24 protein-coding genes and 1 pseudogene are annotated in these 26,443 nt (G+C 73.6%); 10 read left to right on the top strand and 15 right to left on the bottom strand.

Annotation, left to right across the window (positions count from 1 at the left end; translation table 11 throughout):
- Window positions 1-31 precede the first annotated feature (31 nt).
- The 6 genes from ACZ4TG_RS24190 to ACZ4TG_RS24165 form a co-directional block, all read right to left on the bottom strand.
- Window positions 32-1,708, bottom strand: coding sequence for a DEAD/DEAH box helicase (locus ACZ4TG_RS24190; RefSeq protein WP_468166134.1), 1,677 nt, complete (start codon window positions 1,706-1,708; stop codon window positions 32-34).
- A 100-nt stretch (window positions 1,709-1,808) separates the two neighbouring features.
- Window positions 1,809-2,015: a cold-shock protein gene (locus ACZ4TG_RS24185; RefSeq protein ID WP_030707191.1), complete on the bottom strand. Its 207-nt coding sequence runs from the start codon at window positions 2,013-2,015 to the stop codon at window positions 1,809-1,811.
- A 322-nt stretch (window positions 2,016-2,337) separates the two neighbouring features.
- Window positions 2,338-3,495, bottom strand: a complete 1,158-nt coding sequence (locus ACZ4TG_RS24180; RefSeq protein ID WP_468166132.1) for an acetyl-CoA C-acetyltransferase — start codon at window positions 3,493-3,495, stop codon at window positions 2,338-2,340.
- An 18-nt stretch (window positions 3,496-3,513) separates the two neighbouring features.
- Window positions 3,514-4,128: a TetR/AcrR family transcriptional regulator gene (locus ACZ4TG_RS24175; protein WP_468166129.1), complete on the bottom strand. Its 615-nt coding sequence runs from the start codon at window positions 4,126-4,128 to the stop codon at window positions 3,514-3,516.
- A 15-nt stretch (window positions 4,129-4,143) separates the two neighbouring features.
- On the bottom strand, window positions 4,144-4,965 hold the full coding sequence (locus tag ACZ4TG_RS24170; protein ID WP_468166127.1) for an SDR family oxidoreductase: 822 nt from the start codon (window positions 4,963-4,965) through the stop codon (window positions 4,144-4,146).
- On the bottom strand, window positions 4,962-5,093 hold the full coding sequence (locus tag ACZ4TG_RS24165; RefSeq protein WP_468166125.1) for a hypothetical protein: 132 nt from the start codon (window positions 5,091-5,093) through the stop codon (window positions 4,962-4,964). The genes ACZ4TG_RS24170 and ACZ4TG_RS24165 overlap by 4 nt, the downstream gene beginning before the upstream one ends.
- A 46-nt stretch (window positions 5,094-5,139) precedes the next feature.
- Between ACZ4TG_RS24165 and ACZ4TG_RS24160 the strand changes: the two genes are divergently transcribed.
- The 3 genes from ACZ4TG_RS24160 to ACZ4TG_RS24150 are packed head-to-tail and all read left to right on the top strand — an operon-like array spanning window position 5,140 to window position 7,549.
- Window positions 5,140-5,406, top strand: coding sequence for a hypothetical protein (locus tag ACZ4TG_RS24160; RefSeq protein WP_468166123.1), 267 nt, complete (start codon window positions 5,140-5,142; stop codon window positions 5,404-5,406).
- Window positions 5,406-6,551 (top strand): acyl-CoA dehydrogenase family protein, encoded by a 1,146-nt coding sequence (locus ACZ4TG_RS24155; RefSeq protein WP_468166120.1) that lies wholly within the window; start codon window positions 5,406-5,408, stop codon window positions 6,549-6,551. The genes ACZ4TG_RS24160 and ACZ4TG_RS24155 overlap by 1 nt, the downstream gene beginning before the upstream one ends.
- On the top strand, window positions 6,551-7,549 hold the full coding sequence (locus ACZ4TG_RS24150) for an acyl-CoA dehydrogenase family protein (protein ID WP_468166118.1): 999 nt from the start codon (window positions 6,551-6,553) through the stop codon (window positions 7,547-7,549). Before ACZ4TG_RS24155 ends, ACZ4TG_RS24150 begins: the two co-directional genes overlap by 1 nt.
- An 11-nt stretch (window positions 7,550-7,560) precedes the next feature.
- On the opposite strand, the gene ACZ4TG_RS24145 is transcribed toward ACZ4TG_RS24150, so the two are convergent.
- From ACZ4TG_RS24145 to ACZ4TG_RS24135, 3 genes are all read right to left on the bottom strand, one after another.
- A complete protein-coding gene (locus tag ACZ4TG_RS24145) occupies window positions 7,561-8,301 on the bottom strand; it encodes a class I SAM-dependent methyltransferase (protein ID WP_468166116.1) in 741 nt (246 codons plus the stop codon).
- A 124-nt stretch (window positions 8,302-8,425) separates the two neighbouring features.
- Window positions 8,426-9,325: an alpha/beta hydrolase gene (locus tag ACZ4TG_RS24140; RefSeq protein ID WP_468166114.1), complete on the bottom strand. Its 900-nt coding sequence runs from the start codon at window positions 9,323-9,325 to the stop codon at window positions 8,426-8,428.
- On the bottom strand, window positions 9,322-10,047 hold the full coding sequence (locus ACZ4TG_RS24135) for an SDR family NAD(P)-dependent oxidoreductase (RefSeq protein ID WP_468166111.1): 726 nt from the start codon (window positions 10,045-10,047) through the stop codon (window positions 9,322-9,324). The genes ACZ4TG_RS24140 and ACZ4TG_RS24135 overlap by 4 nt, the downstream gene beginning before the upstream one ends.
- A 110-nt stretch (window positions 10,048-10,157) precedes the next feature.
- On the opposite strand from ACZ4TG_RS24135, the gene ACZ4TG_RS24130 reads away from it, so the two are divergent.
- Window positions 10,158-10,745, top strand: a complete 588-nt coding sequence (locus ACZ4TG_RS24130; protein ID WP_468166109.1) for a PadR family transcriptional regulator — start codon at window positions 10,158-10,160, stop codon at window positions 10,743-10,745.
- Window positions 10,746-10,829: 84 nt separating this feature from the next.
- A complete protein-coding gene (locus ACZ4TG_RS24125; protein WP_468166107.1) occupies window positions 10,830-11,363 on the top strand; it encodes a pyridoxamine 5'-phosphate oxidase family protein in 534 nt (177 codons plus the stop codon).
- Here ACZ4TG_RS24125 and ACZ4TG_RS24120 read toward each other — a convergent pair.
- Window positions 11,356-12,657, bottom strand: a complete 1,302-nt coding sequence (locus ACZ4TG_RS24120; RefSeq protein WP_468166105.1) for a glycoside hydrolase domain-containing protein — start codon at window positions 12,655-12,657, stop codon at window positions 11,356-11,358. The two genes, ACZ4TG_RS24125 and ACZ4TG_RS24120, sit on opposite strands and share 8 nt — an antisense overlap.
- A gap of 70 nt (window positions 12,658-12,727) precedes the next feature.
- Complete coding sequence (locus tag ACZ4TG_RS24115; protein ID WP_468166103.1) at window positions 12,728-13,336, bottom strand: hypothetical protein; 609 nt, start codon at window positions 13,334-13,336, stop codon at window positions 12,728-12,730.
- A 302-nt stretch (window positions 13,337-13,638) separates the two neighbouring features.
- Between ACZ4TG_RS24115 and ACZ4TG_RS24110 the strand changes: the two genes are divergently transcribed.
- Window positions 13,639-14,031: a helix-turn-helix transcriptional regulator gene (locus tag ACZ4TG_RS24110; RefSeq protein WP_468166101.1), complete on the top strand. Its 393-nt coding sequence runs from the start codon at window positions 13,639-13,641 to the stop codon at window positions 14,029-14,031.
- Here the strand turns inward: ACZ4TG_RS24110 and ACZ4TG_RS24105 are convergent.
- Window positions 14,006-14,458: a GNAT family N-acetyltransferase gene (locus ACZ4TG_RS24105; RefSeq protein WP_468166099.1), complete on the bottom strand. Its 453-nt coding sequence runs from the start codon at window positions 14,456-14,458 to the stop codon at window positions 14,006-14,008. The genes ACZ4TG_RS24110 and ACZ4TG_RS24105 overlap by 26 nt on opposite strands.
- On the opposite strand from ACZ4TG_RS24105, the pseudogene ACZ4TG_RS24100 reads away from it, so the two are divergent.
- Window positions 14,453-14,800, top strand: a pseudogene (locus ACZ4TG_RS24100) (UTRA domain-containing protein); the annotation flags it as partial. The gene ACZ4TG_RS24105 and the pseudogene ACZ4TG_RS24100 sit on opposite strands and share 6 nt — an antisense overlap.
- Window positions 14,801-14,935: 135 nt before the next feature.
- On the opposite strand, the gene ACZ4TG_RS24095 reads toward ACZ4TG_RS24100, so the two are convergent.
- The 3 genes from ACZ4TG_RS24095 to ACZ4TG_RS24085 all read right to left on the bottom strand — a co-directional run bounded on the left by ACZ4TG_RS24095 (window position 14,936) and on the right by ACZ4TG_RS24085 (window position 22,075).
- Window positions 14,936-16,396 carry a glutamate synthase subunit beta gene (locus ACZ4TG_RS24095; RefSeq protein WP_468166097.1) on the bottom strand — a complete coding sequence of 487 codons (1,461 nt, stop codon included), beginning with the start codon at window positions 16,394-16,396 and terminating at the stop codon, window positions 14,936-14,938.
- The gene (gene gltB, locus ACZ4TG_RS24090) at window positions 16,389-20,957 is read right to left on the bottom strand and encodes a glutamate synthase large subunit (protein WP_468166197.1); all 4,569 of its coding nucleotides are present in this window, start codon (window positions 20,955-20,957) and stop codon (window positions 16,389-16,391) included. The genes ACZ4TG_RS24095 and gltB overlap by 8 nt, the downstream gene beginning before the upstream one ends.
- A gap of 386 nt (window positions 20,958-21,343) precedes the next feature.
- Window positions 21,344-22,075 carry a VIT1/CCC1 transporter family protein gene (locus tag ACZ4TG_RS24085; protein ID WP_468166095.1) on the bottom strand — a complete coding sequence of 244 codons (732 nt, stop codon included), beginning with the start codon at window positions 22,073-22,075 and terminating at the stop codon, window positions 21,344-21,346.
- Window positions 22,076-22,333: 258 nt separating this feature from the next.
- On the opposite strand from ACZ4TG_RS24085, the gene ACZ4TG_RS24080 reads away from it, so the two are divergent.
- The 3 genes from ACZ4TG_RS24080 (at window position 22,334) to ACZ4TG_RS24070 (ending at window position 26,435) form a co-directional block, all read left to right on the top strand.
- Window positions 22,334-23,320, top strand: a complete 987-nt coding sequence (locus tag ACZ4TG_RS24080) for an ADP-ribosylglycohydrolase family protein (RefSeq protein ID WP_468166093.1) — start codon at window positions 22,334-22,336, stop codon at window positions 23,318-23,320.
- A 473-nt stretch (window positions 23,321-23,793) separates the two neighbouring features.
- Window positions 23,794-25,284 carry an ADP-ribosylglycohydrolase family protein gene (locus ACZ4TG_RS24075; RefSeq protein ID WP_468166195.1) on the top strand — a complete coding sequence of 497 codons (1,491 nt, stop codon included), beginning with the start codon at window positions 23,794-23,796 and terminating at the stop codon, window positions 25,282-25,284.
- The gene (locus ACZ4TG_RS24070) at window positions 25,281-26,435 is read left to right on the top strand and encodes an ADP-ribosylglycohydrolase family protein (RefSeq protein ID WP_468166091.1); all 1,155 of its coding nucleotides are present in this window, start codon (window positions 25,281-25,283) and stop codon (window positions 26,433-26,435) included. Before ACZ4TG_RS24075 ends, ACZ4TG_RS24070 begins: the two co-directional genes overlap by 4 nt.
- Window positions 26,436-26,443: the final 8 nt, after the last annotated feature.

Raw genomic sequence — 26,443 nt, 5'->3', positions numbered from 1 at the left:
CGGTGTGTCTTGCGGCGGATTCCCGCGCGGATCAGGCGCGCCCGGCCGCCGGACGGCCGCCACCGGAGCGACGCCGGGCGCCCGCCGGGGCGCCGCCGGTGCGGGCACCGCCCTGGCCGCCGCCCTGGCCCCGGGAGCCCGCCGGGGCGCCCTGGCCGCGCGTACCGGACTGGCCGGAGCCGCCCTGGCCGCCCGCGGAGCGGGGTGCCCGGCGCGAGCGTCCCTCGCCCGCAGCGGCCGAGGTACCGGAGGAGCCCTGGCCGCCGCCCTGGCCGCCGCCGGAGCGACGGCGCGGGGCACCGGAGCCGGAACCCGAACCGGAGCGGCCGGCGCTGCGCGGCTTCGGCGGGGTCGGCTGCGGCACGTCCAGCACCACCGGGATGCCCGAGGGCTCCTTGGCGCCGGTCAGCCGGGACAGCTCCTCGTCGGAGGACTTGATCTGCGCGGTGCGCGGGGAGATCCCGGCGTCCGACATCAGCCGGGTCATGTCCCGCTTCTGGTCGGGCAGCACCAGGGTGACCACGCTGCCGGACTCGCCGGCGCGGGCGGTACGGCCGCCGCGGTGCAGGTAGTCCTTGTGGTCGGTGGGCGGGTCCACGTTGACGACGAGGTCCAGGTCGTCGATGTGGATGCCGCGCGCGGCCACGTTGGTGGCGACCAGCGCGGTGACCTCACCGGTCTTGAACCAGTCCAGGGTCCGGTTGCGCTGCGGCTGCGAGCGGCCGCCGTGCAGGCCGGAGGCGCGCACGCCGTCCGCGAGGAGCTTCTTGACCATGCGGTCGACCCCGCGCTTGGTGTCGACGAACATGATCACCCGGCCGTCGCGGGCGGCTATGCGCGTCGCCACGGCCTTCTTGTCGGTCTCGTCCATGACGTACAGGACGTGGTGCTCCATCGTGCTGACCGCACCCGCGGACGGGTCGACGGAGAAGGCGACCGGGTCGTGCAGGAACATCTTGACGAGCTTGTCGATGTTCTTGTCGAGGGTCGCGGAGAACAGCATGGTCTGGCCCTCGGGCTCGACCTGCTTGAGCAGCGCGGTGACCTGCGGCATGAAGCCCATGTCGGTCATCTGGTCGGCCTCGTCGAGGACCGTGATGGCGACCTGGGAGAGGTCGGCGTCACCGCGGTCGATGAGGTCCTTGAGCCGGCCGGGGGTGGCGACGAGCACCTCGGCGCCGCGGCGCAGCGCGCCCGACTGCCGGTTGATCGACATGCCGCCGACGACGGTCGCGATGCGCAGGTTGACGGCCGTGGCGTACGGGGCCAGGGCGTCGGTGACCTGCTGCGCGAGCTCGCGGGTCGGTACGAGGACCAGCGCGAGCGGCTGCTTCGGCTGTGCGCGGCGGCCGGCGGTGCGGGACAGCAGCGCCAGGCCGAAGGCCAGCGTCTTGCCGGAGCCGGTGCGGCCGCGGCCGAGCAGGTCACGGCCGGCGAGGGAGTTCGGCAGCGTGGCGGCCTGGATCGGGAACGGCTCGGTCACGCCCTGGACGGCGAGGGTCTTCAGCAGCGCCTCGGGCATGTTCATGTCCTCGAACGCGGCGACCGGCGGGAGCGCCGGGGTCAGCGGTTCGGGCATGGTGAATTCTTGGGGCCTGGCCACGGGGGCGGACTTCTGCCGTCCCGCGCCAGCCTTCGGACGTCCCTGGGCCGCACCTCGGCCCCGGGTGGGGCGGCGGCTGGGTCGTGCGGAGCTGGAGCTGGTCATGCGGAAATGCCCTCCTGAAACCGGCAGGTACAACAAGGTCGAAACAGCAGACAAGCCGGGGCCCGCACCTCACGGTGCGGGCCCCGGCGAGCTGAAATACTTAGTTGGCGGGGAGGATGTTCTCCGCCTGGGGGCCCTTCTGGCCCTGGGTCACGTCGAAGGACACGCGCTGGCCCTCCTGGAGCTCACGGAAGCCCTGGGTGGCGATGTTCGAGTAGTGGGCGAAGACGTCCGGGCCGCCACCGTCCTGCTCGATGAAGCCGAAGCCCTTTTCCGAGTTGAACCACTTCACGGTGCCAAGTGCCATTTTGAATCTCCTGAATAGGCGGCAAGGGCCCCATCCGGAGACTCCGGTAAAAACAATTAAAGCGCCTGTCGGAGCATTCCCGTCAGGCGCACATAAAGTTCATGGGTACCACAACTGCAACGAGACCTAAGCTAGCACACCGCCACAGGGGCGCGCCTCCGCGCGTGTGGGACCTCACTCCGGGGCGCCCTCGCCGCCGGTGCCGGACCCGGTGCGCCGGGGGGCCCATCGTACGTGACCCCGGCCGCCACGGGCCCGGCCCGAGGGGCGGGCCCGGCCCGATCGGCAAGCCCGGCCTGATCGGCAAGCCACCCCCTCGGGGCTACAGCCGCTCGATGATCGTGACGTTGGCCTGGCCGCCGCCCTCGCACATCGTCTGGAGGCCGTAGCGGCCGCCGGTGCGCTCCAGCTCGTGCAGGAGGGTGGTCATCAGCTTGACGCCGGTGGCGCCCAGGGGGTGGCCGAGGGCGATGGCCCCGCCGTTGACGTTGACCCTGGCGGGGTCCGCGCCCGTCTCCTTCAGCCACGCCAGCACGACCGGGGCGAAGGCCTCGTTGATCTCCACCAGGTCGATGTCGTCCAAGGACAGCCCGGTCTTCTTCAGCGCGTGGGCCGTCGCCGGGATCGGCGCCGACAGCATCCGGATCGGGTCCTCGCCCCGCACCGACAGGTGGTGGATCCGGGCCCTCGGGGTCAGGCCGTGTTCCCCGACCGCCCGCTCGGAGGCGAGCAGCATCGCCGCGGCCCCGTCCGAGACCTGCGAGGAGACCGCCGCGGTGATCGTGCCGCCCTCCAGCACCGGCCGCAGGCCCGCCATCTTCTCCAGGGTCGTGTCGCGGCGCGGGCCCTCGTCCACCCGTACGTCCCCGTACGCCGCGATCTCCCGGTCGAACCGGCCCTCGTCGATCGCCCGGACCGCCCGCTGGTGGGAGCCGAGCGCGAACTCCTCCATGTCCCGCCGCGAGATCCCCCACTTCTCGGCGATGAGCTGCGCGCCGTGGAACTGGTTCACCGGCGCGTCCCCGTACCTGGCCCGCCAGCCCGCCGAGCCCGCGTACGGGCCTTCGGTGAAGCCCAGGGGCTCCGCCGCCTGACGCGAGGCGAAGGCGATCGGGATCATCGACATGTTCTGGGTGCCGCCCGCGACCACCAGGTCCTGGGTGCCGGACAACACGCCCTGCGCCGCGAAGTGCACGGCCTGCTGGGAGGAACCGCACTGGCGGTCGACGGTCACCCCCGGCACCTCCTCGGGCAGGCCCGCGGCCAGCCACGCGGTCCGCGCGATGTCGCCCGCCTGCGGCCCCACCGTGTCGAGGCAGCCGAAGACCACGTCCTCGACGGCCGCCGGGTCCACCCCGGAACGCTCCATCAGCGCCCGCAGGACGTGGGCGCCGAGGTCGGCCGGGTGGGCCCCGGACAGGCCTCCCTTGCGCCGCCCCACGGGGGTGCGTACCGCGTCGACTATGTAGGCCTCGGGCATGGGGACTCCTTTGGTCGGTTACGTACGCAGGGCGATCCCGTCCAGCACCATCGACAGGTACTGGCGGGCGATCTCCTCGGGGCTGTGCAGGCCGCCCGGCCGGTACCAGGAGGCCGCCACCCACACCGTGTCGCGCACGAAGCGGTAGGTGAGGCGGATGTCGAGGTCGGCCCGGAAGACCTTGGCGGCGACCCCGCGCTCCAGGGTCCCCAGCCACGCCTTCTCGAACTTCTGCTGCGAGTCGGACAGGTAGTGGAAGCGGGGCTGGGCGGACAGGTGCCGCGATTCCTTCTGGTAGATCGCGACGGCGGCGCGGTGCCGGTCGATCTCGCGGAAGGACTCGGTGACCAGGGCCTCGATGGTCTCCCTGGGACCGAGACCGGCGGCGAGGACGGTGTCGTAGCCGGCCCACAGTTCGGTCAGGAAGGCCGAGAGGATCTCGTCGAGCATCGATTCCTTGGAATCGAAGTGGTAGTAGAGGCTTCCGGCGAGCATCCCGGCGGCGTCGGCGATCTTGCGGACGGTGGTGGCGTTGTACCCCTGGGCGGCGAAGACCTCGGCGGCGGTGTCGAGGAGTTCCCGTCTGCGCTCGGGGGACGCGGTCACCTGTGGCTTCTTCTTGTTCGTTGGCACGCGCCCATTCTCGGCCTACGCGTGCTGGCTGCTGACCGACACGGTCTCGCCCGTCATGTACGACGAGTAGCCGCTGGCCAGGAAGACGATGACGTTGGCGACCTCCCACGGCTCGGCGTACCGGCCGAAGGCCTCCTTGGCGGTGAGTTCGGCCAGCAGCTCCTCGCTGGTGACCTTCACCAGGTGCGGGTGCATGGCCAGGCTCGGGGCGACCGCGTTGACGCGTACGCCGAACTCGGCCGCCTCCAGGGCCGCGCAGCGGGTCAGTGCCATCACTCCGGCCTTGGCGGCGGCGTAGTGGGCCTGGCCGCTCTGGGCGCGCCAGCCGATCACGGAGGCGTTGTTGACGACGACCCCGCGGCCGGTGCGGGCCGGTTCGCCGACCGCCTCGCCGGCCCTCTTGCCCGCCGCCTTGAAGGAGCGCAGGGCGGCGCGGGTGCAGCGGAAGGTGCCGTTCAGGGTGACGTCGAGGACCCGGCCCCACTGGTCGTCGGTCATGTCGACGAGGGCGGCGGTGCCGCCGAGTCCGGCGTTGTTGACGACGATGTCGAGGCCGCCGTGGGTGTGTTCGGCGAGCGCGAACAGGGCCCGCACCTGCTCCTCGTCGGTGACGTCGCAGGGCAGGGAGGTCACCCGGTCCGCCCCGAACTCCGCGGCCAGCGCCTGCTCGGTCTCCTTGAGCCGCCGGGCGTGGGCGTCGCCGATGAGGACGCCGGCGCCTTCCTCCAGGAAGCGGCGGGCGGTGGCGCCGCCGATCCCGGCTCCGGCGGCCGCGGTGACCACGGCGGTCCGGCCGGCCAGCAGCCCGTGCCCGGTCACGTACTGCGGTGCGTTCACGCCCGTACCTCCTTGGGAAGGCCGAGGATCCGCTCGGCGGTGGTGTGGCGCCGGATCTCGTCCGAGCCCGCGTCCGCGCGGGGGCCGTCGAAGAAGACCTCGGTGCGGAACTCCTCGACGCCGCTCATGGCCGTACGTTAACCTACCAAACACTTGTTAGGGAAGGATCCCCGCATGGCCGAGCCCGAAGCCCCGGCGATGCCGTACGAGCGGCGCGGCCCGGTCGCGCACGTGACCGTGAACCGGCCCCGCTGCCGCAACGCCCGGAACAGCGCGCTGACATGCGCCCTGGACGACGCCTGCTACCGGGCGGCCGAGCGGGTCGTCGAGCGGGCCGGGCCGGCGCGGGAGACCGGCCGGCCGGCGCGGCGCATCGCCAGGACGGCGGCGGAACCGCTCGGCGGCATCGGCACCGCCGCCACGAAGGAGGCGAACAGCTGATGGACCTCACGCACGCGGCGGACGTGGAGGCCTTCCGGGCCGAGGCCCGGGACTGGCTCCGCACCCACGTCCCGGCCCGGCCCCTGCCCTCGCTGGAGACGGCCGAGGGGTTCGCCGCGCACCGGGAGTGGGAGGCCCGGCTGCACGCGGACCGCTGGGCGGTGGTGTCCTGGCCCGAGGAGTACGGGGGTCGGGGCGTGGACATCGAACGCTGGCTGGTGTTCGAGGAGGAGTACTGGGCGGCGGGCGCGCCCGGCCGGGTCTCCCAGAACGGCATCAACCTGCTCGCGCCGACCCTCTTCGACCACGCCACGGCGCGGCAGCGGGCGCGGGTGCTGCCCTCCATGGCCGGCGGCGAGGTGATCTGGGCCCAGGCCTGGTCGGAGCCCGAGTCCGGCTCCGACCTGGCCTCGCTGAAGTCGAAGGCGGTCCGCACCGAGGGGGGCTGGCTGCTGTCCGGGCAGAAGACCTGGTCCTCCCGGGCGGCGTTCGCGGACCGCGCCTTCGGCATCTTCCGGACGGACCCGCAGGCGCCGAAACCGCACCAGGGGCTGACGTACCTGATGTTCGACCTGCGGGCCCCGGGGGTCACGGTGCGGCCCATCGGCCGCCTCGACGGGAAGCCGGCCTTCGCGGAACTCTTCCTGGACCGGGTCTTCGTACCGGACGAGGACGTCATCGGGGAGCCGGGACAGGGCTGGCGGATCGCGATGTCCACGACGGGCAACGAACGGGGCCTGACCCTGCGCTCGCCGGGCCGTTTCCTGGCGGCGGCGGACCGGCTGCTGTCGCTGTGGCGCGCGCGGGCGGACCCCTGCGACACCGCGATGCGGGACCGGGTGGCGGACGCGGTGGTCGGGGCGCGCGCCTACGAGCTGTTCACCTGGGCCAACGCCTCCCGGTTCGCGGCGGGCGAGACGATCGGCGCCGAGTCCAGCCTCAACAAGGTGTTCTGGTCCCAGTACGACATCGCCCTGCACGAGACGGCGCTGGACCTGCTGGGCCCGGACGCGGAACGCGCGGACGGCGAGTGGGCCGAGCCGTGGGTCTTCTCACTGGCCGGGCCGATCTACGCGGGCACCAACGAGATCCAGCGCGACATCATCGCCGAGCGGCTGCTCGGCCTTCCGAAGGGCCGCCGCTGATGCGCTTCCTGCCGACCGACGAGCAGCGCGACTTCGCCCGCACCCTGCACGCACTGCTCGGCTCCGCCGCTGTCCCGGCGGCCGTACGGGCCTGGAGCGCCGGGGACCAGGCCCCCGGGCGGGCGCTCTGGACCCGGCTGGCCGATACGGGGCTGTTCGCACTGGCCGCCGACGAGGCGTACGGCGGGGTGGGGCCGCTGGCGCCGGAACTGGCGCTCGCCTTCGTCGAGTTGGGGCGGGCCGGAATGCCGGGGCCGGTGGTGGAGACGGCGGCAGCCGGGGTGCTGCTGTCGGAGCTGGCCGACGAGGCGGTGGCCAAACGCTTCCTGCCCGGCCTGGTGGCGGGCGAGACCTCGGCGACCGTGACCCTGCCGGGCGGGGGGCCGTACGCCCTGGACGCGGACGCGGCGACGTACTGCTTCACCGTGTCGGACGCCGGCGAACTGCGGCTGGCGGGCGGCCGCGGCGAACTGCTGCCGTCGACGGACCCGGCGCGCCGGCTGTACGCGCCGGACCCCGGCGGGGAACTGCTGGCCGCCGGACCGGCCGTGACGGCCGCGGCGCAGACCGCCCTGCGGTGGGCGCGCCTGCTGACCGCGGCCCAGTGCCTGGGGGTCGGGGAGGCGCTGCTGGCACGGACGGTGGAGTACGCCAAGCAGCGCACCCAGTTCGGGACGCCGATCGGCGGCTTCCAGGCGGTCAAGCACCGGCTGGCGGACACGCTGCTGGGCCTGGAGTTCGCCCGGCCGCTGCTCTGGGCCGCCGCCCTGTCCCTCGGCGCGGGCGATGTCGCGGCGGCGAAGCTCACCGCGGGCGAGGCCTCGTACGCGGCGGCCGCCACGGCCCTCCAGCTCCACGGGGCGGTCGGCTACACCGAGGAGCTGGACCTCTCCCTGTGGCTGCGCAAGGCCCGCCCGCTGCGCGACGCGTGGGGAACGGCGCCGGCGTGCCGGGCGGAGGTGCTGCGGGGAGCCGGGGCCGGGCGGCCGGGGGGCTAGGCGGGCCGCTGTCACATGACCGTCACGTGGAGGCTGGTGACGTAGGGCTCCTCGACCGTCCCGTCGGGGAACCGCTCGCTCAGCAGTGCCCGCTCGGCGTCCACGAACTCCCTGGTGCCGGGCTCGCCGAGGAGGAGGAAGGCGGAGTGGCTGGCGAGGTTGGCGAGGTGGTCTTCGAGGGTGACCCGGCGGGACCAGGAGACGCTGCGGGAGCGGAAGCCGGAGTCGATGCCGGCGGGCAGGGTACGGAAGCTGACGCCCTCCGCGCCGAACAGCGCCCGGATCCGGGCGCCCTGGGCGGCGACCCACGGCACCGACTCGTCTATGTCGTTCCAAAAGATCGCCAGCGCCCCGCCGGGCCGCAGCACGCGGCGGGCCTCGGGGACGGAGCGGGCGGGGTCCGTCCAGTGCCAGGCCTGTGCGTACGTGAGCAGGTCGAAGCCGGCGGTGACGAGCGGGAGCCGGTCACCGTCGCCGCGCACGAGCGGGATCGAGGGGTGGGCCCGGCGGAGTTCGGCGGCCATTCCGTCACCGGGTTCGACGGCGACGACGTGCGCCCCGCGGGCCTGCAGCAGGGCGGTGGCGATGCCGGTCCCGGCGCCGACGTCTGCGACGCGGGCACCGGCGAGCGGGCGGCCGCCCAGCTCTTCCAGGGCGTCGAACAGGGCCTCGGGGTAGGCGGGCCGGTGCGCGGCGTACTGCGCGGCGGCGGCGTCGAAAGATCGTGCGCGGGGTGTGGTCACGGGGCCCATTCTCCCCCGCCGGGGCGGGGGTTGGGGGTCGGGGGTGCCCCCGTGGCCCCGTGATCAGGTTTGCAGCTCGGGGTACCGGGGACACCCCGAACCGAGGAAACCGCCCGGCCAGGGCACCGGCAGATCAGGCCCGGGGTACCGGGGACACCCCGAACCCCGTCCACCGCCCGGCCAGGGCAACGGCTGCGCGGGCCGCCGGGAGGGGGGCGCCCAGGAAGCCGTGGAAGACCCCCGGGTACAAGAGGATTCCGCAGTCGACGCCCGCCTCCGCCAGCCGGCGCCCGTACGCCAGCCCCTCGTCCCGCAGCACGTCGCAGTCCGCCAGGACGATCAGCGTGGGCGGCAGGCCCGACAGGTCGGCGGCGCGCAGCGGGGATACGTGCGGGTGGGCCGGGTCTCCGCCGTACTGGTCCCAGTACCAGGCCATGTGGGCGGCGGTGTGGAAGCAGCCCTCCCCGTACGTCTCCACGGACGCGGAGTCCATGGCCGCGTCCAGCGGCGGGTAGAACAGCAGCTGTCCCGCCACCAGTCCGGGGGCCCGCAGCGCGGTGACGGCCGCCAGGTTGCCGCCGCTGGAGTCCCCGGCGACGGTCACCCGGTCGGGGTCGCAGCCCAGTGCGCCGGCCCGGGCGCGGGCCCACAGCAGCACGGTCAGGGCGTCGTCCGGCGCGGCGGGCCAGGGGTGTTCGGGGGCCAGGCGGTAGTCGGCGGAGACGACCACGGCGCCCGAGGCGGCGGCGAGTTCCCTGCAGAGGGCGTCGTGGGTGTCCAGGCCGCACATCACCCAGCCGCCGCCGTGGAAGTAGACGACCAGCGGCCGCCCGGTGGATCCGGGAGCGGGGTCGTACACCCGGACCGGGACCCCGGAGGCGTCGGTGTCCCGTACGGAGGCGACCTCGGGTCCGGGGGCGCGTGTGCCGGCGGCGACCGCGGCCCGCAGCGCCTGCACGTCCCCGGGGCCGGGGAAGGCCGCGGCCATCGCGTCGCACAGCCGCCGGGCCTCCGGGGAGAGGGAGTCGCTCATCGGGCCGTCATCCCCCCGTCGACGGCGAACTCGGTGCCCGTGACGTACGAGGACGCGTCCGAGCAGAGGAAGAGGACGAGTTCCCCGACCTCTTCGGGGCGGCCCATGCGGCCCAGCGGTACGTGCGACCAGTCCTGCCCCGACACGGCGGAGATCATCGGGGTGTCGATGGCTCCGGGGTGCACGGAGTTGACCCGGATCCGGTCGCCGGCCAGGTCGAGCGCCGCCGAGCGGGTCAGTCCGCGCAGCCCGAACTTGGTGGATCCGTAGGCCGCGTGGCCGGGTATCCCGACCAGTCCGGCGGTGGAGGAGATGTTGACGATCGAGCCGCCTCCGGCGGCGCGCAGCACGGGGGCGACGGCCTGGATGCCGAGGAAGGGGCCGAGCAGGTTGACCCGCAGCAGTGCCTCGAACTCCGCGGGGTCCTGGCGCTCCACGTGGGCGGTGCGCCACAGGGCCGCGTTGTTGACGAGGGCCGAGATCGTGCCGAAGGCGGCGCTGGCCTCGCGGACGACCTGGGCCCAGCTGTCGGCGTCGGCCACGTCGTGGCGGACGTACAGCGCCTGTTTCCCGAGGGAGGCGGCGACCTCGCGGCCCTCGTCCTCCCGGATGTCGGTGACGACGACCCGGGCTCCGGCCTCGGCACACAGCCGGGCTTCGGCCGCGCCCTGGCCGCGTCCGGCGCCGGTGATGACGACGATCTTCCCGTCGAGTGGGATCACGGCTCGGCCCTCCAGTCCCTCCGTACGGCTCTTTCGATTAGGCATACTTCTAGCAGGCATAACCTGCCGGGGGAAGGGGCACCGCGGGGACCGGTCGTAGACTGCGCTGCGTGGCAGACGAGACGAACAGGCGCGCCCTCCCCGCGACCAGCTGGGCTGTGCTCGGGCTGCTCTCCTTCGGGGAGGAGCTCTCCGGTTACGACCTGAAGAAATGGTCGGACTGGTCGCTGCGCTTCTTCTACTGGAGCCCGTCCTTCAGCCAGATCTACAGCGAGCTCAAGCGGCTGGAGAAGGCCGGCTACGCCTCCTCGCGGATGGTCGCCCAGGAGACCGGAACCCGCGACAAGCGCGTCTACCGGATCACCGACGAGGGCATGACGGCCGTACGGGAATGGGCGCGCGAGGCCCCGGTCGACCCGCCGGTGCTCAAGCACGGGCCGATGCTTCGGCTGTGGCTCGGCCACCTGCTGGCGCCGGAGCAGATGCGCGAAGTCCTCGTACAGCACCAGGAGTTCGCGGAGATGATGCGCTGCCGCGCGGTGGCGGACGTGGAGGGTGCCAGGGACGAGGCGTCCTGGGCGTACCCGACGCTGACCCTGAAGTGGGCCGAGCGGTACTACGCCTCGGAGCGCGATCTGGCGGCGGCCATGCTCGACGACATCGAGGCGCTCACGGCGGAGCGCGGCAAGCAGCCGTAGGCGCGCCGGCCCGGGCCGAGGAGGGCGGGCGGGGGCGTGCGCGTCTGAGGGGCCTCTGTCAGTGCTCCGCGCTTAGATGGAGGGATGACAACCATCAACAACTGGGCGGCCTTCGAGAAGGCGGAACCGGAATTCGCGGCGACGGTCCAGGCCCGCTTCGCGCAGTTCCCGCACCATGTCCTCGGCACCCTCCGCAAGGACGGCTCGCCGCGGCTGACCGGCCTCAATGTCGACATCCGCGGCGGGGAACTGTGGCTCGGCATGATGGCCGGCTCCCTGAAGGGCAGGGACCTGCGGCGCGACCCGCGCTTCGCGCTGCACTGCAACCCGGGCGCGGGCGAGGAGATGGAGGGCGGGGACGTCCGGATCTCCGGGCGGGCGGTGGAGCTCGTGGACCCGCCGGAGCTCCACCGGTACGCGGAGGAGACCGAGTCCCCGCACCCGTTCGACCTCTTCCACGCGGATCTGACGGAGGTCGTCCACATCAGCATCGACGGCGACGACCTGGTGGTCCGGACATGGACCCCGGCGCACGGCATCCGCACCCTGCGCCGGGGCAACGACGACGAGCCGCCGCGCGAGGACCCGCCCGGCGGCCTGGGCAGTCCCGCTAGCTGAGGGGGACGACACCGCCGGGTCCGGGGACGGCGAGGACGCGCGGGTCGACGTCCAGCTGACTGCGGTCGATGTTGATCGTGACCCCGCCGTACGTGGAGTCGTGGCCGCCGCGGAACTGGTGGGCCCGCCGCGGGCCCGCCCATTGGAGGGTTCCGGCGGGCAGGCCCATATCGGCGTCGGAGACCGAGGCCGAGCTGTTCCAGCGGGCCACCCACAGCACGTCCGGCATCGCCTCCGGGGCCTGGTGGTAGTGCGCGCTCAGCGCCGGGACCCCGGAGGCGGCGTGCACGTACGCCGCCGCCTTGTAGCCGAGTTCGTGCAGGCGCACCGTCCAGGCGGTGAGGTAGGCCACGACCGGGGCGTCCCAGGTGGCCCGGTCCGTGTAGTGCTCCAGGTCGTTGTAGATCACCGTGCCCTGCCCCAGGCCCAGCGACCGGGCCGCGTCGGCCGCGCCCTCGGCCGCCTCCTTGCCCTCCTCGTTGGCCTCGGAGGGGTCGGTGGACAGGCCGGTGGTGGCGCTGCGCCAGGGCTGCGGGCCCACCCAGATCGGCATCAGGTGCCAGCCCGCGTCGGCCTGCTTGCGGACCCAGCCGGACGTGAGCTGCGGCTGGGCGCAGGCCCGGGCGCGGCCGCCGATGTACACGCCGACGGCGCCGAAGGGGGAGTCCTGCCGCCAGGCGTTCATCGCCGCCTGGGTGGGGGCGGTGCAGGCGTCGAAGCCGAGGCCGGTGAAGGGTTCCTGGGCGCTACGGGGCGCCGGGAGGGCGGCGGTCACGGCGTCGGCCGCCGCGCCGGGGGCGGTGGCGCCGCCGGCCGCGGCGCGGGCGCGCTCCAGGAGGTCGCGTACGGCGTCGGGGGCGGTCCCGTACGAGACGGTGGCCATCAGCCCGGCACCGGGCAGGGCGTACCGCAGCTCGTTGCTGTCGCCGTCGTCCTGCGGGAGCGGGCCGCCCCGCTCCACCGGGAGGGTCGGGACGTCGGCGCGCGCCGGGGCGCCGTCGAGGGGCTCCAGGTGCAGGGTGTCGGCGCGGGTGACGACGGCGCGGCCGGTGCATTCGGCCTGGGTGCCGGCGTGGCCGAGGTAGAGCGTGGGCAGGTCGAGGCGCAGGCAGGCGCCGGGGTGCCGGTCGAGGTCGACGACCCGCCAGTCGGCGGGGACGGTGAGCCGCAGCCCGCGGTAGTCGATGGTGCGGCCGTCGGCGGCGCCGTCGGCGGTGACGGCGAGCGCGGTCGGGGCGGGCAGCAGCAGGGCGGCGCCCAGCAGGCAGCGCAACAGCAGCATTCGGGAGGGCATGGGGCCCACAGTTACCAGACGGCGGGGCCCCTCAACTGTGCCGAGGAGCCCCGCAGATGGGCCGTACGGCCTAGGGTGCGTCCTGCCGGTCGGGCTGGTCCTGGAAGGCGGGGAGCGCGAAGATCCGCTCCTTGCCCGCCTCGTCCATCAGCTCGGCCAGCGGCAGCACCAGTTCCCACAGGTCCCGCCGGTCGACCTCCCGTACCAGCGCGTCCAGCTCGGTGTCGGCGAGCCCGGCGGCGGAGTCCGCCACCGCCCTCCGTCCCTCCTCGGGCAGCGCCCCCGCCAGGGGCGGGAACTCCGCCCACAGCCCGGTCGCGGCGACGGCCCGTACCACCCCGGCCAGCACCTGCGGATCGCGCAGCGACTCCAGCCGGGCCACGGCCGTCCGGTCCCGTTCGCCGAGCAGGGCGACGAGCGGGAGCAGCGCCTCCCACAGGCCCTCGGCGTGCGTCACCCGCACGAGCGAATCGAGCTCGGCCCCGTCGAGCCGGGCGGTGAGCTCCGCGATCCGCCGTCGCTGCTCGCCGCCGACCATCGCGGCGACGGCCAGGGCTTCTTCCCAGAGTCCGCGCACGGCGGCGGTGCGGACCACCGAGCCGAGCCGCTCGTCGCCCATGAGCTCCAGGATGCGCGGGAGCCGCTCGGGAAGGTCGGCGTAGAACCCGGCCCGGAGCACGTCCGCGTCGCCGACCTGCTCCAGGAGATGGCGGCGGCCACCCCGGCCGGTACCAGCTTGGTCGCGGCGGCGGTCGTCACCTCCGCCGTCGCCACCGGCGACCTGGCCTGCGCCGAGGCGTGAGCCTCCCTCGCGCACCGGGACGCGGAGCGGCTCGGGCTGCCCACGCAGCGGGCCGCGGCCCTGCGCTGCGCGGGCCAGGACCTGGCGGGCCGGGGGGGGAACCGGCAGCGGCGGCGCAGCGGTACGTACGGGCGGCCGAGGAGGCGGGGCGTTCGGGCGCAGCCCTGTGGGAGGCGCTGTTGCTGCTGCCGGGCGCGTCGCTGACGGAACGGGCGGGGGACGCGGCCGGGGCGGAGCCCCTGTGGGAGCAGGGCCGACGGCTGGCCGGGGCGGGCGGGGCCGGGCTGCTGACGGGCCTGGCGGACCTCCTGCGGCCCGCCGCCCAGGCCCCTCCCCCGGCTCCCTTGGCGGACCTCACCCGGCGGGAGCGGGAGATCGCGGCCCTGGTCGCCGAGGGGCTCACCACCCCGGCGATCGCGGCGCGGCTTCGGCTGAGCCCGCGTACGGTCGACACGCACCTCTCGCACATCTTCCGCAAGACCGGCCTCACCAGCCGCTCGGCGCTGGCCGCGCTGACCGCCCGCCGGCTCCCGGGAGAGGACCGGCCTACCGTGCGGCTGCCCGGACCATGAAGACGTCCACCTCGTCCTGGGCCTCGACGACGAACCCGTGATGCTCGTACAACGCCCGCGCGGCGCTCCCCCGCAGCACGTTCAGCCGTACGTCCGCCCCTTCGGCGTCGGCCCGTTCCAGCACCCCGCGCAGCAGGGCGGACCCCATCCCCCGGCCCTGGTGGGCGGTGTCCAGGTACAGGTGCTCCAGCAGCAGCCCCTGCCCGTCGGGCCGTACGGTGACGGACCCGACGACCTCGTCCCCCACGACGACCACGGACGAGCACTCCGGCGAGAACCCGTCCCGCAGCCGCTGCCGCACCCGGTGCTCGTCGTACCGCCCGAGCCGCTCCAGGTCCCCGCGCATGACGACGGCCCTCAGCTCGGCCACCGCCTCCACGTCCCCCGCCTCCGCGGCCCGCAGCCCCCACTCCACGTCAAGATCCATCGCCCAAGTATCCGCCCCGGCGCATACCGTGGGAGCCGCAAGGCAGACCGGTACACGGGAGGGCGGCTGCCCGCCTCCGGCGAGGTCGCGGACCTGCTGGGCACGATCGTCGGCGAAGCGGTGGTCGTGCGCAGGCGTCTCATCGAACTCGACGGCATCCCCTGCGAGTTGACGGACACCTATTACCCCGGCCCCATCGCGGCCGGCACCCCCCTCGCGGCAGCCGGCAAGATCCGTGGCGGCGCCGTCACCCTCCTCGCGGAACTCGGGTACGTGGGCGTCAAGGCCGTCGAGACGGTCACGGCCCGTATGCCGTCGGCGGACGAACGCGACCGTCTGCGCATGGAGGCCCGACCGCACATGCCACAGCGCCCGCCATCCCTGGTCGGGGACATGCCGGGCGCCGTGTCAGAGTGCCGTACGCCGTTGTACGGACCGTATGAGGGGTCCTCCCGAGAGGGAGGGGGTTTCGCTTGGTTACACCGTGATGGAGCGGTCCGTCGGCTTGACCGGGTACGGGAGGGCGCTGCTGCCGGTCAGGAAGCGGTCCACGCCGCGGGCGGCGGAGCGGCCTTCCGCGATCGCCCAGACGATGAGCGACTGGCCGCGGCCCGCGTCGCCGGCGACGAAGACGCCGTCCACGTTGGTCGCGTACGCGGCGTCGCGCTCGATGTTGCCGCGCGCGTCCAGGCCCAGGCCGAACTGCTCCACCAGGCCGTTGGCCTGGTCGGTGCCGGTGAAGCCCATCGCCAGGGTGACCAGCTGCGCCGGGAGGACGCGTTCGGTTCCGGGCTTCTGCTCCAGCTTGCCGTCCTTGAACTCGACCTCGATCAGGTGGAGCGCCTGGACGTTGCCGTCCTCGTCGCCCTCGAAGTGGGTGGTGGAGACGGAGTAGATCCGCTCGCCGCCCTCCTCGTGGGCCGAGGTGACCTTGTACAGCATCGGGAACGTCGGCCACGGCTGGCCGGCCGCCCGCTCCTCCGACGGCCGCGGCATGATCTCCAGCTGCGTGACCGAGGCCGCGCCCTGGCGGTGGGCGGTGCCCACGCAGTCCGCACCGGTGTCGCCGCCGCCGATGACGACCACGTGCTTGCCCTCGGCGGTGATCGGCGGCGCCATGAAGTCGCCCTCCTGGACCTTGTTGGCCAGGGGGAGGTACTCCATCGCGAAGTGGATGCCCTTGAGGTCACGGCCGGGGACCGGCAGGTCGCGGGAGACCGTCGCGCCGGCCGCGATGACCACCGCGTCGAACCGCTTGCGCAGGTCGGTGGCGCTCAGGTCGCGGCCGATCTCGATGCCGGTACGGAACTTGGTGCCCTCCGCGCGCATCTGCTCGATGCGGCGGTTGATGTGCACCTTCTCCATCTTGAACTCGGGGATGCCGTAGCGCAGCAGACCGCCGATGCGGTCCGCGCGCTCGTACACCACCACGGTGTGGCCGGCCCGGGTCAGCTGCTGGGCCGCGGCCAGACCCGCCGGGCCGGAGCCGATGACGGCTGCCGTCTTGCCGGAGAGGCGCTCCGGCGGCTGCGGGGTGACGTTGCCGTTGTCCCAGGCCTTGTCGATGATCGAGACTTCGACGTTCTTGATCGTGACGGCCGGCTGGTTGATGCCGAGCACGCACGCCGACTCGCACGGAGCGGGGCACAGGCGGCCCGTGAACTCCGGGAAGTTGTTCGTGGCGTGCAGGCGCTCGGACGCCGCGCTCCAGTCCTCGCGGTACGCGAAGTCGTTCCACTCCGGGATCAGGTTCCCGAGCGGGCAGCCGTTGTGGCAGAACGGGATGCCGCAGTCCATGCAGCGGCCGGCCTGCTTGCTGATGATCGGGAGCAGCGAGCCCGGGACGTAGACCTCGTTCCAGTCCTTGACGCGGTCGGCGACGGGACGGGTACAGGCGGTCTCGCGGGGGGTGGTGAGGAAGCCCTTAGGGTCAGCCATTGGTCGCCGCCTCCATCATCTTCTCGGTGGTCTCGGACTCCGAGAGTCCAGCGAGCTCAGCGGCGTCCTTGGCGGCGAGCACTGCCTTGTAGGTGGTCGGGATGATCTTGCTGAAGCGGTCGACCGAGACGGCCCAGTCGGCCAGGAGCTTCGCGGCCACGGTCGAGCCGGTCTCCTCCTCGTGGCGGCGCACCACGTCGTGCAGCCACCGCTTGTCGGCGTCGGACAGTACGGTCTCGACGGCCCCGGCGTTGCCGACGTTGACGCTGTTCGGGTCGAGGTCGATGACGTACGCGACACCGCCCGACATGCCGGCCGCGAAGTTGCGGCCCGTCTCGCCCAGGACGACGGCCTGGCCGCCGGTCATGTACTCGCAGCCGTGGTCGCCCACGCCCTCCGAGACGACCAGGGCGCCGGAGTTGCGGACGCAGAAGCGCTCGCCGGTGCGGCCGCGCAGGAACATCTCGCCGCCGGTGGCTCCGTAGCCGATGGTGTTGCCGGCGATGGTGGAGTACTCGGCGAGGTGGTCGGCGCCGCGGTCGGGGCGGACCACGACGCGGCCGCCGGAGAGGCCCTTGCCGACGTAGTCGTTGGCGTCGCCCTCCAGGCGGAGGGTGACGCCCTTCGGCAGGAAGGCGCCGAAGGACTGGCCGGCCGAGCCCGTGAAGGTCAGGTCGATGGTGTTGTCGGGCAGGCCCGCGCCGCCGAACTTCTTCGTGACCTCGTGGCCGAGCATGGTGCCGACGGTCCGGTTGATGTTGCGGATCGCGACCTGGGCGCGGACCGGCTGGGCCGCTTCGGCGGTCTCGGCGTTCAGCGCGTCGGCGGAGAGCTTGATCAGCTCGTTGTCGAGGGCCTTCTCCAGGCCGTGGTCCTGCTCGATCAGGGCGTGGCGGACCGCGCCCTCGGGCAGCTCGGGCACGTAGAAGAGGGGCTCGAGGTCGAGGCCCTGCGCCTTCCAGTGCGTGACGGCCTTGCTGGTGTCGAGGAGCTCGGCGTGGCCGACGGCCTCCTCGATCGTGCGGAAGCCCAGCTCGGCGAGGAGCTCGCGCACCTCCTCCGCGATGAACTCGAAGAAGTTGACGACGAACTCGGGCTTGCCGGAGAAGCGCTCGCGCAGGACCGGGTTCTGGGTGGCGATGCCGACCGGGCAGGTGTCCAGGTGGCAGACGCGCATCATGACGCAGCCGGAGACGACGAGCGGCGCGGTCGCGAAACCGAACTCCTCGGCGCCGAGCAGCGCGGCGATGACCACGTCGCGGCCGGTCTTGAGCTGGCCGTCCGTCTGGACGACGATGCGGTCGCGCAGCCCGTTGAGCAGCAGGGTCTGCTGGGTCTCGGCGAGGCCGAGCTCCCAGGGACCGCCCGCGTGCTTCAGCGAGGTGAGCGGGGAGGCGCCCGTACCGCCGTCGTGGCCGGAGATGAGCACGACGTCCGCGTGGGCCTTGGACACACCGGCGGCGACGGTGCCGACGCCGACCTCGGAGACGAGCTTCACGTGGATGCGCGCGACCGGGTTGGCGTTCTTGAGGTCGTGGATCAGCTGAGCCAGGTCCTCGATGGAGTAGATGTCGTGGTGCGGCGGCGGGGAGATCAGGCCGACACCCGGGGTGGAGTGCCGGGTCTTGGCGACCCACGGGTAGACCTTGTGGCCGGGCAGCTGGCCGCCCTCGCCGGGCTTGGCGCCCTGCGCCATCTTGATCTGGATGTCGTCCGCGTTGACCAGGTACTCGCTGGTGACGCCGAAGCGGCCGGAGGCGACCTGCTTGATGGAGGAGCGGCGCGCCGGGTCGTACAGGCGGTCCGGGTCCTCGCCGCCCTCACCGGTGTTGGACTTGCCGCCCAGCTGGTTCATGGCGATGGCGAGGGTCTCGTGCGCCTCCTTGGAGATGGAGCCGTACGACATGGCGCCGGTGGAGAAGCGCTTGACGATCTCGGAGACCGGCTCGACCTCGTCGAGGGAGATCGACGGGCGGTCGCCCTTGAAGCCGAACAGGCCGCGGAGCGTCATCAGGCGCTCGGACTGCTCGTTCACGCGGTCCGTGTACTGCCGGAAGATGTCGTACCGGCGGTTGCGGGTGGCGTGCTGGAGGCGGAAGACCGTCTCCGGGTCGAACAGGTGCGGCTCGCCCTCGCGGCGCCACTGGTACTCGCCGCCGATCTCCAGCGCGCGGTGCGTGGCGGCGATGCCGGAGACCGGGTACGCCTTGGCGTGGCGCGCGGCGACCTCCTTGGCGATGACGTCCAGGCCGGCGCCGCCGATCTTGGTGGCGGTGCCGCCGAAGTACGTGTCGACGAACTCCTGGTTCAGGCCGACGGCCTCGAACACCTGGGCGCCGCGGTAGGAGGCGACGGTGGAGATGCCCATCTTGGACATGACCTTCAGGACGCCCTTGCCGAGCGCGTAGATCAGGTTCTTGATGGCCTGCTCCGGCTCCAGGCCGGACAGGAACGTACCCGCGCGCAGCAGGTCCTCGACGGACTCCATGGCGAGGTACGGGTTGACGGCGGCCGCGCCGTAGCCGATCAGCAGCGCGACGTGGTGGACCTCGCGGACGTCACCGGCCTCGACCAGCAGACCCACCTGGGTGCGCTGCTTGGTGGCGATGAGGTGGTGGTGCACGGCGGAGGTGAGCAGCAGCGACGGGATCGGCGCGTGCTCGGCGTCCGAGTGACGGTCCGAGAGGACGATCAGGTGGGCGCCGTTCTCGATGGCCGCGTCGACCTCGCCGCGGATCTCCTCCAGGCGGGCGGCCAGGGCCTCGCCGCCGCCCGAGACCCGGTAGAGCCCGGACAGGGTGGCGGCCTTCATGCCCGGCATGTCGCCGTCGGCGTTGACGTGTATGAGCTTGGCCAGCTCGTCGTTGTCGATCACCGGGAAGGGCAGGGTGACGCTGCGACAGGACGCGGCGGTCGGCTCCAGCAGGTTGCCCTGCGGGCCCACCGAGGACAGCAGCGAGGTGACGAGCTCCTCGCGGATGGCGTCCAGCGGCGGGTTGGTGACCTGCGCGAAGAGCTGCGTGAAGTAGTCGAAGAGCAGCCGGGGGCGCTCGGACAGGGCCGCGATCGGGGAGTCCGTGCCCATGGAGCCGAGGGGCTCGCCGGCCGTACGGGCCATCGGCGCGAGGATGACGCGCAGCTCTTCCTCGGTGTAGCCGAAGGTCTGCTGGCGGCGGGTGACCGAGGCGTGGGTGTGCACGATGTGCTCGCGCTCGGGCAGGTCCGTCAGCTCGATCTCGCCGGTCTCCAGCCATTCGGCGTACGGAGCGGCGCCGGCCAGTTCGGCCTTGATCTCGTCGTCCTCGATGATCCGCTTCTGGGCGGTGTCGACGAGGAACATCTTGCCGGGCTGCAGGCGGCCCTTGCGGACGACCTTGGCCGGGTCGATGTCGAGCACGCCGACCTCGGAGCCGAGGACGACGAGGCCGTCGTCGGTGACCCAGTAGCGGCCGGGGCGCAGACCGTTGCGGTCGAGGACCGCGCCGACCTGGGTGCCGTCGGTGAAGGTGACGCAGGCCGGGCCGTCCCAGGGCTCCATCATCGTGGAGTGGTACTGGTAGAACGCGCGGCGGTCCGGGTCCATGGAGGTGTGGTTCTCCCACGCCTCCGGGATCATCATCAGCACGCTGTGCGGCAGCGACCGGCCGCCGAGGTGGAGCAGCTCCAGGACCTCGTCGAAGGAGGCCGAGTCGGAGGCGTCCGGGGTGCAGATCGGGAAGATCCGGTCCAGCGCGCCGTCGCCGAAGACGTCGGAGGCGAGCTGGGACTCGCGGGCCTTCATCCAGTTCCGGTTGCCCTTGACCGTGTTGATCTCGCCGTTGTGCGCGACGAAGCGGTACGGGTGGGCGAGCGGCCAGGACGGGAAGGTGTTCGTCGAGAACCGGGAGTGGACCAGGGCGAGCGTCGACGCGAAGCGACGGTCGGAGAGGTCCGGGAAGAAGGGCTCCAGCTGGCCGGTGGTCAGCATGCCCTTGTAGACGATCGTGCGGGCGGAGAGCGAGGGGAAGTACACCCCGGCCTCGCGCTCGGCGCGCTTGCGCAGCACGAAGGCCTTGCGGTCCAGCTCGATGCCCGTGCTGCCTCCCCCGGACTCCGTCCGGGAGGTGCCCCCGGTCACGAAGAGCTGCGAGAAGGCCGGCATGGTGGCGCGGGCGCCGTTGCCGAGCAGGTCGGGGGTGACCGGGACCTCGCGCCAGCCGAGAACCGTCAGGTTCTCCTCGGCCGCGATGGCCTCGATCTGCTCCACGGCGACGGCCTGTGCGGTGCCGTCGGCGGGGAGGAAGGCGATGCCGACGGCGTACGCGCCGGCCTCGGGGAGCTCGAATCCGGCGACCTCGCGCAGGAAGCCGTCGGGCACCTGGGAAAGGATTCCGGCGCCGTCGCCCGAGTCCGGCTCGGAGCCGGTGGCGCCGCGGTGCTCGAGGTTCCGCAATACGGTCAGCGCCTGCTCGACCAGCGTGTGGCTGGCCTCGCCGCTGAGGTTGGCCACAAAGCCGACGCCGCAGGCGTCGTGCTCGTTGCGCGGGTCGTACATGCCCTGCTGGGCGGGGCGACCGTCCATGGGCGACCAGGCGGTGTTGCTGAGGCCGGTCGCGGAGTGCGTGGATGCGGAACGCATCGGCTCTCCCGTCGTCGTCGTGGCATATGTGCATAGCCGAGGGACGACGTTGGCCCTCTGCGAAATTTCGTGCAGGTTACATGATGACGCCAATCCCGAGAAGCGGATATCGCGTTCCAGCATGCGGACACTGCACGAAGCAGGAGAAGGGGGACCTTCGCGGAGGTTCGATGGACGTCCGTGGACGCATCACGGGTCGAAGGTCCCGGCGCGGGGCGGGCACCATTGCCCGGACGCCCTGGTCTGATGCCCGGCTGACACGGAATTGAAACCGCCGGGTAACGGACTACTTATGCTGCCTACCGCATAGTGTCTCACTCCTGCGCCGGTTAGCCTATGGCGCCGCCGATCCAGCTTCCCAGGACGTACGTCACACCGGCGGCCGCACCGCCCAGGACCAGCTGCCGCAGCCCGCTGTACCACCAGGACCGGGCCGTGACCCGGGCGACCACCGCGCCGCAGGCGAAGAGCCCGGCCAGCGCCAGCAGCACGGCCGGCCACAGCGCGGTCGCACCGAGCAGGTACGGCAGTACGGGCAGCAGCGCGCCCAGCGCGAACGAGCCGAAGGACGAGACCGCGGCGACGGCCGGCGAGGGCAGGTCGTCGGGGTCGATCCCGAGCTCCTCGCGGGCGTGGATCTCCAGCGCCTGCTCCGGGTCGCGGGACAGCTGCATCGCGACCTCGCGCGCCAGGGCGGGCTCGACGCCGCGCGAGACGTACAGCTCGGCCAGCTCCTCCATCTCGTCGACGGGGTGCTTGCGCAGCTGCTGGCGCTCGACGTCGAGCTCCGCCAGCACGAGCTCGCGCTGCGAGGCGACCGAGGTGTACTCACCGGCCGCCATCGAGAAGGCGCCGGCCGCCAGACCGGCGAGGCCGGTGATGACTATGGTCTGCGGCGCGACCGCGCCGCCCGCCACTCCGGTCATCAGGGCGAGGTTCGAGACGAGCCCGTCCATGGCACCGAAAACAGCCGGCCGCAGCCATCCGCCGTTGACGTCACGGTGGGTGTGGTTGTCGCGGTGGGCGGTGTGAAGCGGTGCTTCGGTGTCGATGATGGACATACGGCTTATCTCCCCTTTTCTTGCGAGTGGGTACGCGAAGGCGACGCGCAGGAATCCACTCCCCCTGAACACCTCGAAACTACGCACGATTTTTGCCGCCCGCCAGCAAGGAAGGCCGTACTTACCTGGGGTTTCGCGGGTCGGCGACCGGGTGACGGGGGTGTTCTGGGGGCGTTTCGCGGCAAGCGACAAACCACATGCCATGGCACAAATCCCCCAAGGGCTCATCATGAGTCCCATCAAATGGAGAGGCGCGCCATGGAGCTGATTGCATGCAATCCGCAGGTCCTCCTCGAACGGGCCAGGGGCGCTCTTCTGGGACTCGCGGTGGGCGACGCGCTGGGCGCCCCCGCGGAGAACATGAAGCCCTCGGAGATCCGGGCGAAATGGGGGCGGATCGAGGGCTTCGTCTCCGATGACCCGGCGGGCACGGACGACACCGAGTACGCGATCTTCTCCGGCCTGCTGCTGGCCCGGCACGGCTCCGCCCTGACCGTGTCCCACGTCGAGCGTGCCTGGCACCACTGGATCGCGGACCTGGACGAGGGCCCGTTCCGGGGCGCCGGCTTCTCGGAGCGCGGCACGCTGGAGAACCTCCGCCGCGGCCTCGCCGCCCCCATCTCGGCGCAGCACCGGCACGCCTGGTCCGACGGGCTGGCGATGCGGGCGGCCCCGTTCGGGGTCTTCGCGGCGGGGCGTCCGGCGGAAGCGGCCCGGCTCGTGGCCATCGACGGCTCGGTCAGCCACGACGGGGAGGGCATCTACGGCGGCCAGGCCGTCGCGGCGGGTGTCGCGGCCGCCATGGCCGGGGGCTCGCCCGCCTCCGTGATCTCGGCGGCCCTGTCGGTCATCCCGTCCGACTCCTGGACGGCCCGCTCCCTGCGCCGGGCGGTCACGGCCGCCCCGCGCGGCGAACGGGCGGTGCGGTCGGCGGTGGTCATCGGCGGCTACCCCTGGACGGACCTGGCCCCGGAGGCGGTGGGCCTGGCCTTCGGGGCCTTCGCCGCGTGCCGCGGGGACTTCGCGGGGTCGGTGCTGACCGCCGTGAACATGGGCCGGGACGCGGACACCACCGCCGCGGTGGCGGGCGCCCTCGCCGGCGCCATGTCCGGCGCCCCCGACATCCCCGCCGCCTGGGCGTCGGCCATCGGCCCGGTCCGGGGCAGCTGCCTCCCCTCGATGCGGGGCTACCACGTCCTGGACATCGCGGACCTCCTCACCCCGGAAGCCGAGACCCCCCGATGACCCCACCCCTCTCCCCCTCGAACCCCGCCGCCACCGACCCACCCCGCCCGCCCGAGCCCGCCCCGGGCCCCGGGGAGCCCTGCCCGGCCGAAGCCGCCCCCGGCGTCACCGACCCACCCGGCCCGGCCTCCTCCACGCCGGACCCCGCCGACCCGACCCGCCCGGCCGCGGCCGCCCCGGGCCCCGGAGAGCCGGCCCGCACGACCGAGAACCCGGTCCCGCGGCCGGACCCCGCCGCACGCCCCGGCGCATCGCCCCGCCCGGCGGAGACCCTCTCGGGCCCCGGCCGGCCCTGTCCGGCCTGGGCCCCGGCCGTGCGGGCGGACGCCGCCCCGGTGCCGGATCCGGCCCACGCAGCCCTGGCCCCCGGGGGGCCGGACACCGCCGCCCCCGGCCCGGACCACCCGGCCGAAGCCCGGGCCCCCGGGGGGTCCGGCACGACCCCCGCCCGGCATCCACCGGCCGCCGGGCGGGTGCCCCAGGGCCTGCCCCCGCTTCCGGGAACGGGCCGAGCGGGAGACAGCCCCGCCCCCGCCGCGCCCCCGGGCGACCTGGCCGAGGGCCCGCGCCCGCAGGCCCGTACCGGCACGGCCCCGGCCCAAAGCCCCGGCAGCGGCACACACTCCGCCCCGGCCCGCCCCACTGCGCAGACGCCGACTCCGACGCACACCGCAACGGCCCTGGCCGGCCCGCAGGAACCGCCCACGGGAACCCACTCCGCCACGGCCGCCCCCTCCCCGCAGGCACCGCCCACGGGCACCGCACCCGCCCCGGCCCCGTCGGACCCCGCCCCCCGCACCGACACGCCCCAGCCGGCCGGCCCGCGCCGCATCGAGGGGCTCCTGCTCGGCCTCGCCGCGGGCGACGCCGCCGGGTGGCCCGCCGCCCGGCACCGGGCCAGCCGGATGCCCGAGTGGACCCGCCGCCTCACCCGCGAGCTCGACACCTTCGCCGAGCAGAACGCCACCACCACCCTCCCCGTCCCCATCGCCCTCAACCAGCCCCCGGAGCCCCTGCGCCTCGGCCCCTCCGACGACGCCGAGTGGGCCGCCTTCGCCGCCGAGTCCGTGCTGACGGCCGCCGGGGTGCTGCTCAGCGACCTCAGCCGGTCGCGCCGGATGCGCGCGGCCATCGACCTGGCCTGGAACGCCCTGGCCTCCGAGGTCGCCGCGGCGGCCGAACGTGCCCCCGAGGTGGAGTCGGCCGTGCTCCCCCTGCGTGCCCGGATCTCCGTCCGGGCCGGCCTCGGCAACCTCGCCGCCGGGCTCCGCCCGCCCGCCACCGGCCACGACAACCCGCACTACTTCGACGACGCCGCCTGCATCCGCGCCTGCGTCCTCGCCGTGGTCCACCCCGGCGACCCCCGCGCGGCCGCGGACCTCGCCGAGTTCGACGCCCGCTACACCCAGGACGGCGACGGGGTCCACGGCGCCCGCGCCATGGCCGCCGCCATCGCCACCGCCCTCACCGGCGCCGACACCGACACGGCCGTCGACGCCGCCCTCGAACAGCTCCCCGCCGCCACGGAGATCGGCCGCAACGCCCGCCACGCCGTCAAACTCGCCCGCACCGAGGCGCCCGGCGGCGCCTTCGCCATCGTTCCGCTCCTGGAACACCAGATCGTCGACCACGTCTACAGCTACGGCATCGCCGCCGCCGAGACCGTCCCCGTGGCCCTCGCCCTCGCCACCGCCGCCCGCGGCAAGGTCTCCGAGGCCGTCCCGGCGGCCGCCTGCCTCTCCCGCGTCGCGGACTCCGCCCCCGCCCTGGCCGGCGCCCTCACCGGCACCCTCGGTGGCGGCGACTCCCTCCCCGCCGCCTGGCGCGAGGCCTGCCGCACCCTCTCCGGCTGCGCCCTCCCCCGGCTCGCCGGCACCGACCTCGTCGAACTCGCCGCGCTGCTGACCCGTACGGAACTCACCTCCCCCAAAAACCCCAACCCCCAAGGGATGATTCGGACATGACCCACACGCCCCTCACGCTCGACGACCGGGTGGCCGGCTGCCTGATCGGGGCCGCCGTCGGCGACGCCCTCGGCGGCCCCGTGGAGGGCTGGTCCCCGGACCAGATCGTCGAGCGGCACGGCGGCCGCGTGCACGGCATCGTCGGCCCCTGGTACGAGAACTGGCGCACCGCCCGGCCCATCGCCCCGTACCACAAGGGCGACGGACACGTCACGGACGACACCCTCATGACGCACGCGCTGGTACGGGTCTACGAGGCCGTACGGGACCACCTGGACGCGTACGCGATCGCCGAACACCTGGTCCCTGACCTCATGACGAACCCCCGCTGGATCCCGGAGCTCGAAGCCGAGGCCCTCCCCCTCCAGCGCGTCTTCCTGGCCGAGAAGTGGATCGTGACCCGGCTGCACTACGCCCACGCCGATCCGCGCGAGGCGGGCACCGGCAACATCGTCAACTGCGGTGCGGCGATGTACGTGGCGCCGGTCGGACTCGTCAACGCCGGCGATCCCGCGCACGCGTACGCCGAGGCTCTGGACATCGCCGGCGCGCACCAGTCCTCGTACGGGCGGGAGGCGGCGGGCGTGTTCGCGGCGGCGGTGGCCGCGGCGTGCGTGCCGGGGGCGACGGCGGCCTCGGTGGTCGACACGGCCCTGTCCCTCGCCAAGGACGGTACGCGCGAGGCCATCGCGGCGGTTCGCGAAGTGGCCTCGCAGCACCGGGACTTCGAATCGGCGCTGGTCCCTCTGCGGGCGGCCGTCGCCCCGTACGACTCGGTCGGCCCGGACTACCGCAAGCCCTCGCTCGGCGCCCGGCGGCCGTCGCGGCTCCACGCGATCGAGGAGCTCCCGATCGCGCTCGGCATGCTGCTGGTGGCCGACGGGGCGTACGAGGGTTCCGTGCTCGGGGCCGTCAACTACGGCCGGGACTGCGACTCCATCGCCACCATGGCGGGCGCCGTCGCGGGGGCCCTCGGGGGCGAGGCCGTGATCCCCGCCGCCTGGGCGAAGCAGGTCGCGGAGGCCAGCCGGCTGGACCTGCACGCCCCGGCGGCCGCGCTGACCGAGGTCGCCCGGGAGGTCTTCCGGCGGGACCAGGACCGGCGCCGCGCCCACGAGGCGGCGTTCCGGGCGATCGCGACGCCGCGGTGACGGGGCCC

It is taken from the genome of Streptomyces sp. NPDC028314, assembly GCF_055565795.1.
Note: the sequence above shows the minus strand (reverse complement) of the source record. Positions and strands in the feature narration are given on the sequence as shown.

Coding starts and splice junctions, on each gene's coding strand:
- ACZ4TG_RS24190 (WP_468166134.1), bottom strand. CDS start 1,708: ATGACCAGCTCCAGCTCCGCACGACCCAGCCGCCGCCCCACCCGGGGC.
- ACZ4TG_RS24185 (WP_030707191.1), bottom strand. CDS start 2,015: ATGGCACTTGGCACCGTGAAGTGGTTCAACTCGGAAAAGGGCTTCGGC.
- ACZ4TG_RS24180 (WP_468166132.1), bottom strand. CDS start 3,495: ATGCCCGAGGCCTACATAGTCGACGCGGTACGCACCCCCGTGGGGCGG.
- ACZ4TG_RS24165 (WP_468166125.1), bottom strand. CDS start 5,093: ATGAGCGGCGTCGAGGAGTTCCGCACCGAGGTCTTCTTCGACGGCCCC.
- ACZ4TG_RS24160 (WP_468166123.1), top strand. CDS start 5,140: ATGGCCGAGCCCGAAGCCCCGGCGATGCCGTACGAGCGGCGCGGCCCG.
- ACZ4TG_RS24155 (WP_468166120.1), top strand. CDS start 5,406: ATGGACCTCACGCACGCGGCGGACGTGGAGGCCTTCCGGGCCGAGGCC.
- ACZ4TG_RS24150 (WP_468166118.1), top strand. CDS start 6,551: ATGCGCTTCCTGCCGACCGACGAGCAGCGCGACTTCGCCCGCACCCTG.
- ACZ4TG_RS24145 (WP_468166116.1), bottom strand. CDS start 8,301: ATGGGCCCCGTGACCACACCCCGCGCACGATCTTTCGACGCCGCCGCC.
- ACZ4TG_RS24140 (WP_468166114.1), bottom strand. CDS start 9,325: ATGAGCGACTCCCTCTCCCCGGAGGCCCGGCGGCTGTGCGACGCGATG.
- ACZ4TG_RS24125 (WP_468166107.1), top strand. CDS start 10,830: ATGACAACCATCAACAACTGGGCGGCCTTCGAGAAGGCGGAACCGGAA.
- ACZ4TG_RS24120 (WP_468166105.1), bottom strand. CDS start 12,657: ATGCCCTCCCGAATGCTGCTGTTGCGCTGCCTGCTGGGCGCCGCCCTG.
- ACZ4TG_RS24105 (WP_468166099.1), bottom strand. CDS start 14,458: ATGGATCTTGACGTGGAGTGGGGGCTGCGGGCCGCGGAGGCGGGGGAC.
- ACZ4TG_RS24095 (WP_468166097.1), bottom strand. CDS start 16,396: ATGGCTGACCCTAAGGGCTTCCTCACCACCCCCCGCGAGACCGCCTGT.
- gltB (WP_468166197.1), bottom strand. CDS start 20,957: ATGGACGGTCGCCCCGCCCAGCAGGGCATGTACGACCCGCGCAACGAG.
- ACZ4TG_RS24085 (WP_468166095.1), bottom strand. CDS start 22,075: ATGTCCATCATCGACACCGAAGCACCGCTTCACACCGCCCACCGCGAC.
- ACZ4TG_RS24080 (WP_468166093.1), top strand. CDS start 22,334: ATGGAGCTGATTGCATGCAATCCGCAGGTCCTCCTCGAACGGGCCAGG.
- ACZ4TG_RS24070 (WP_468166091.1), top strand. CDS start 25,281: ATGACCCACACGCCCCTCACGCTCGACGACCGGGTGGCCGGCTGCCTG.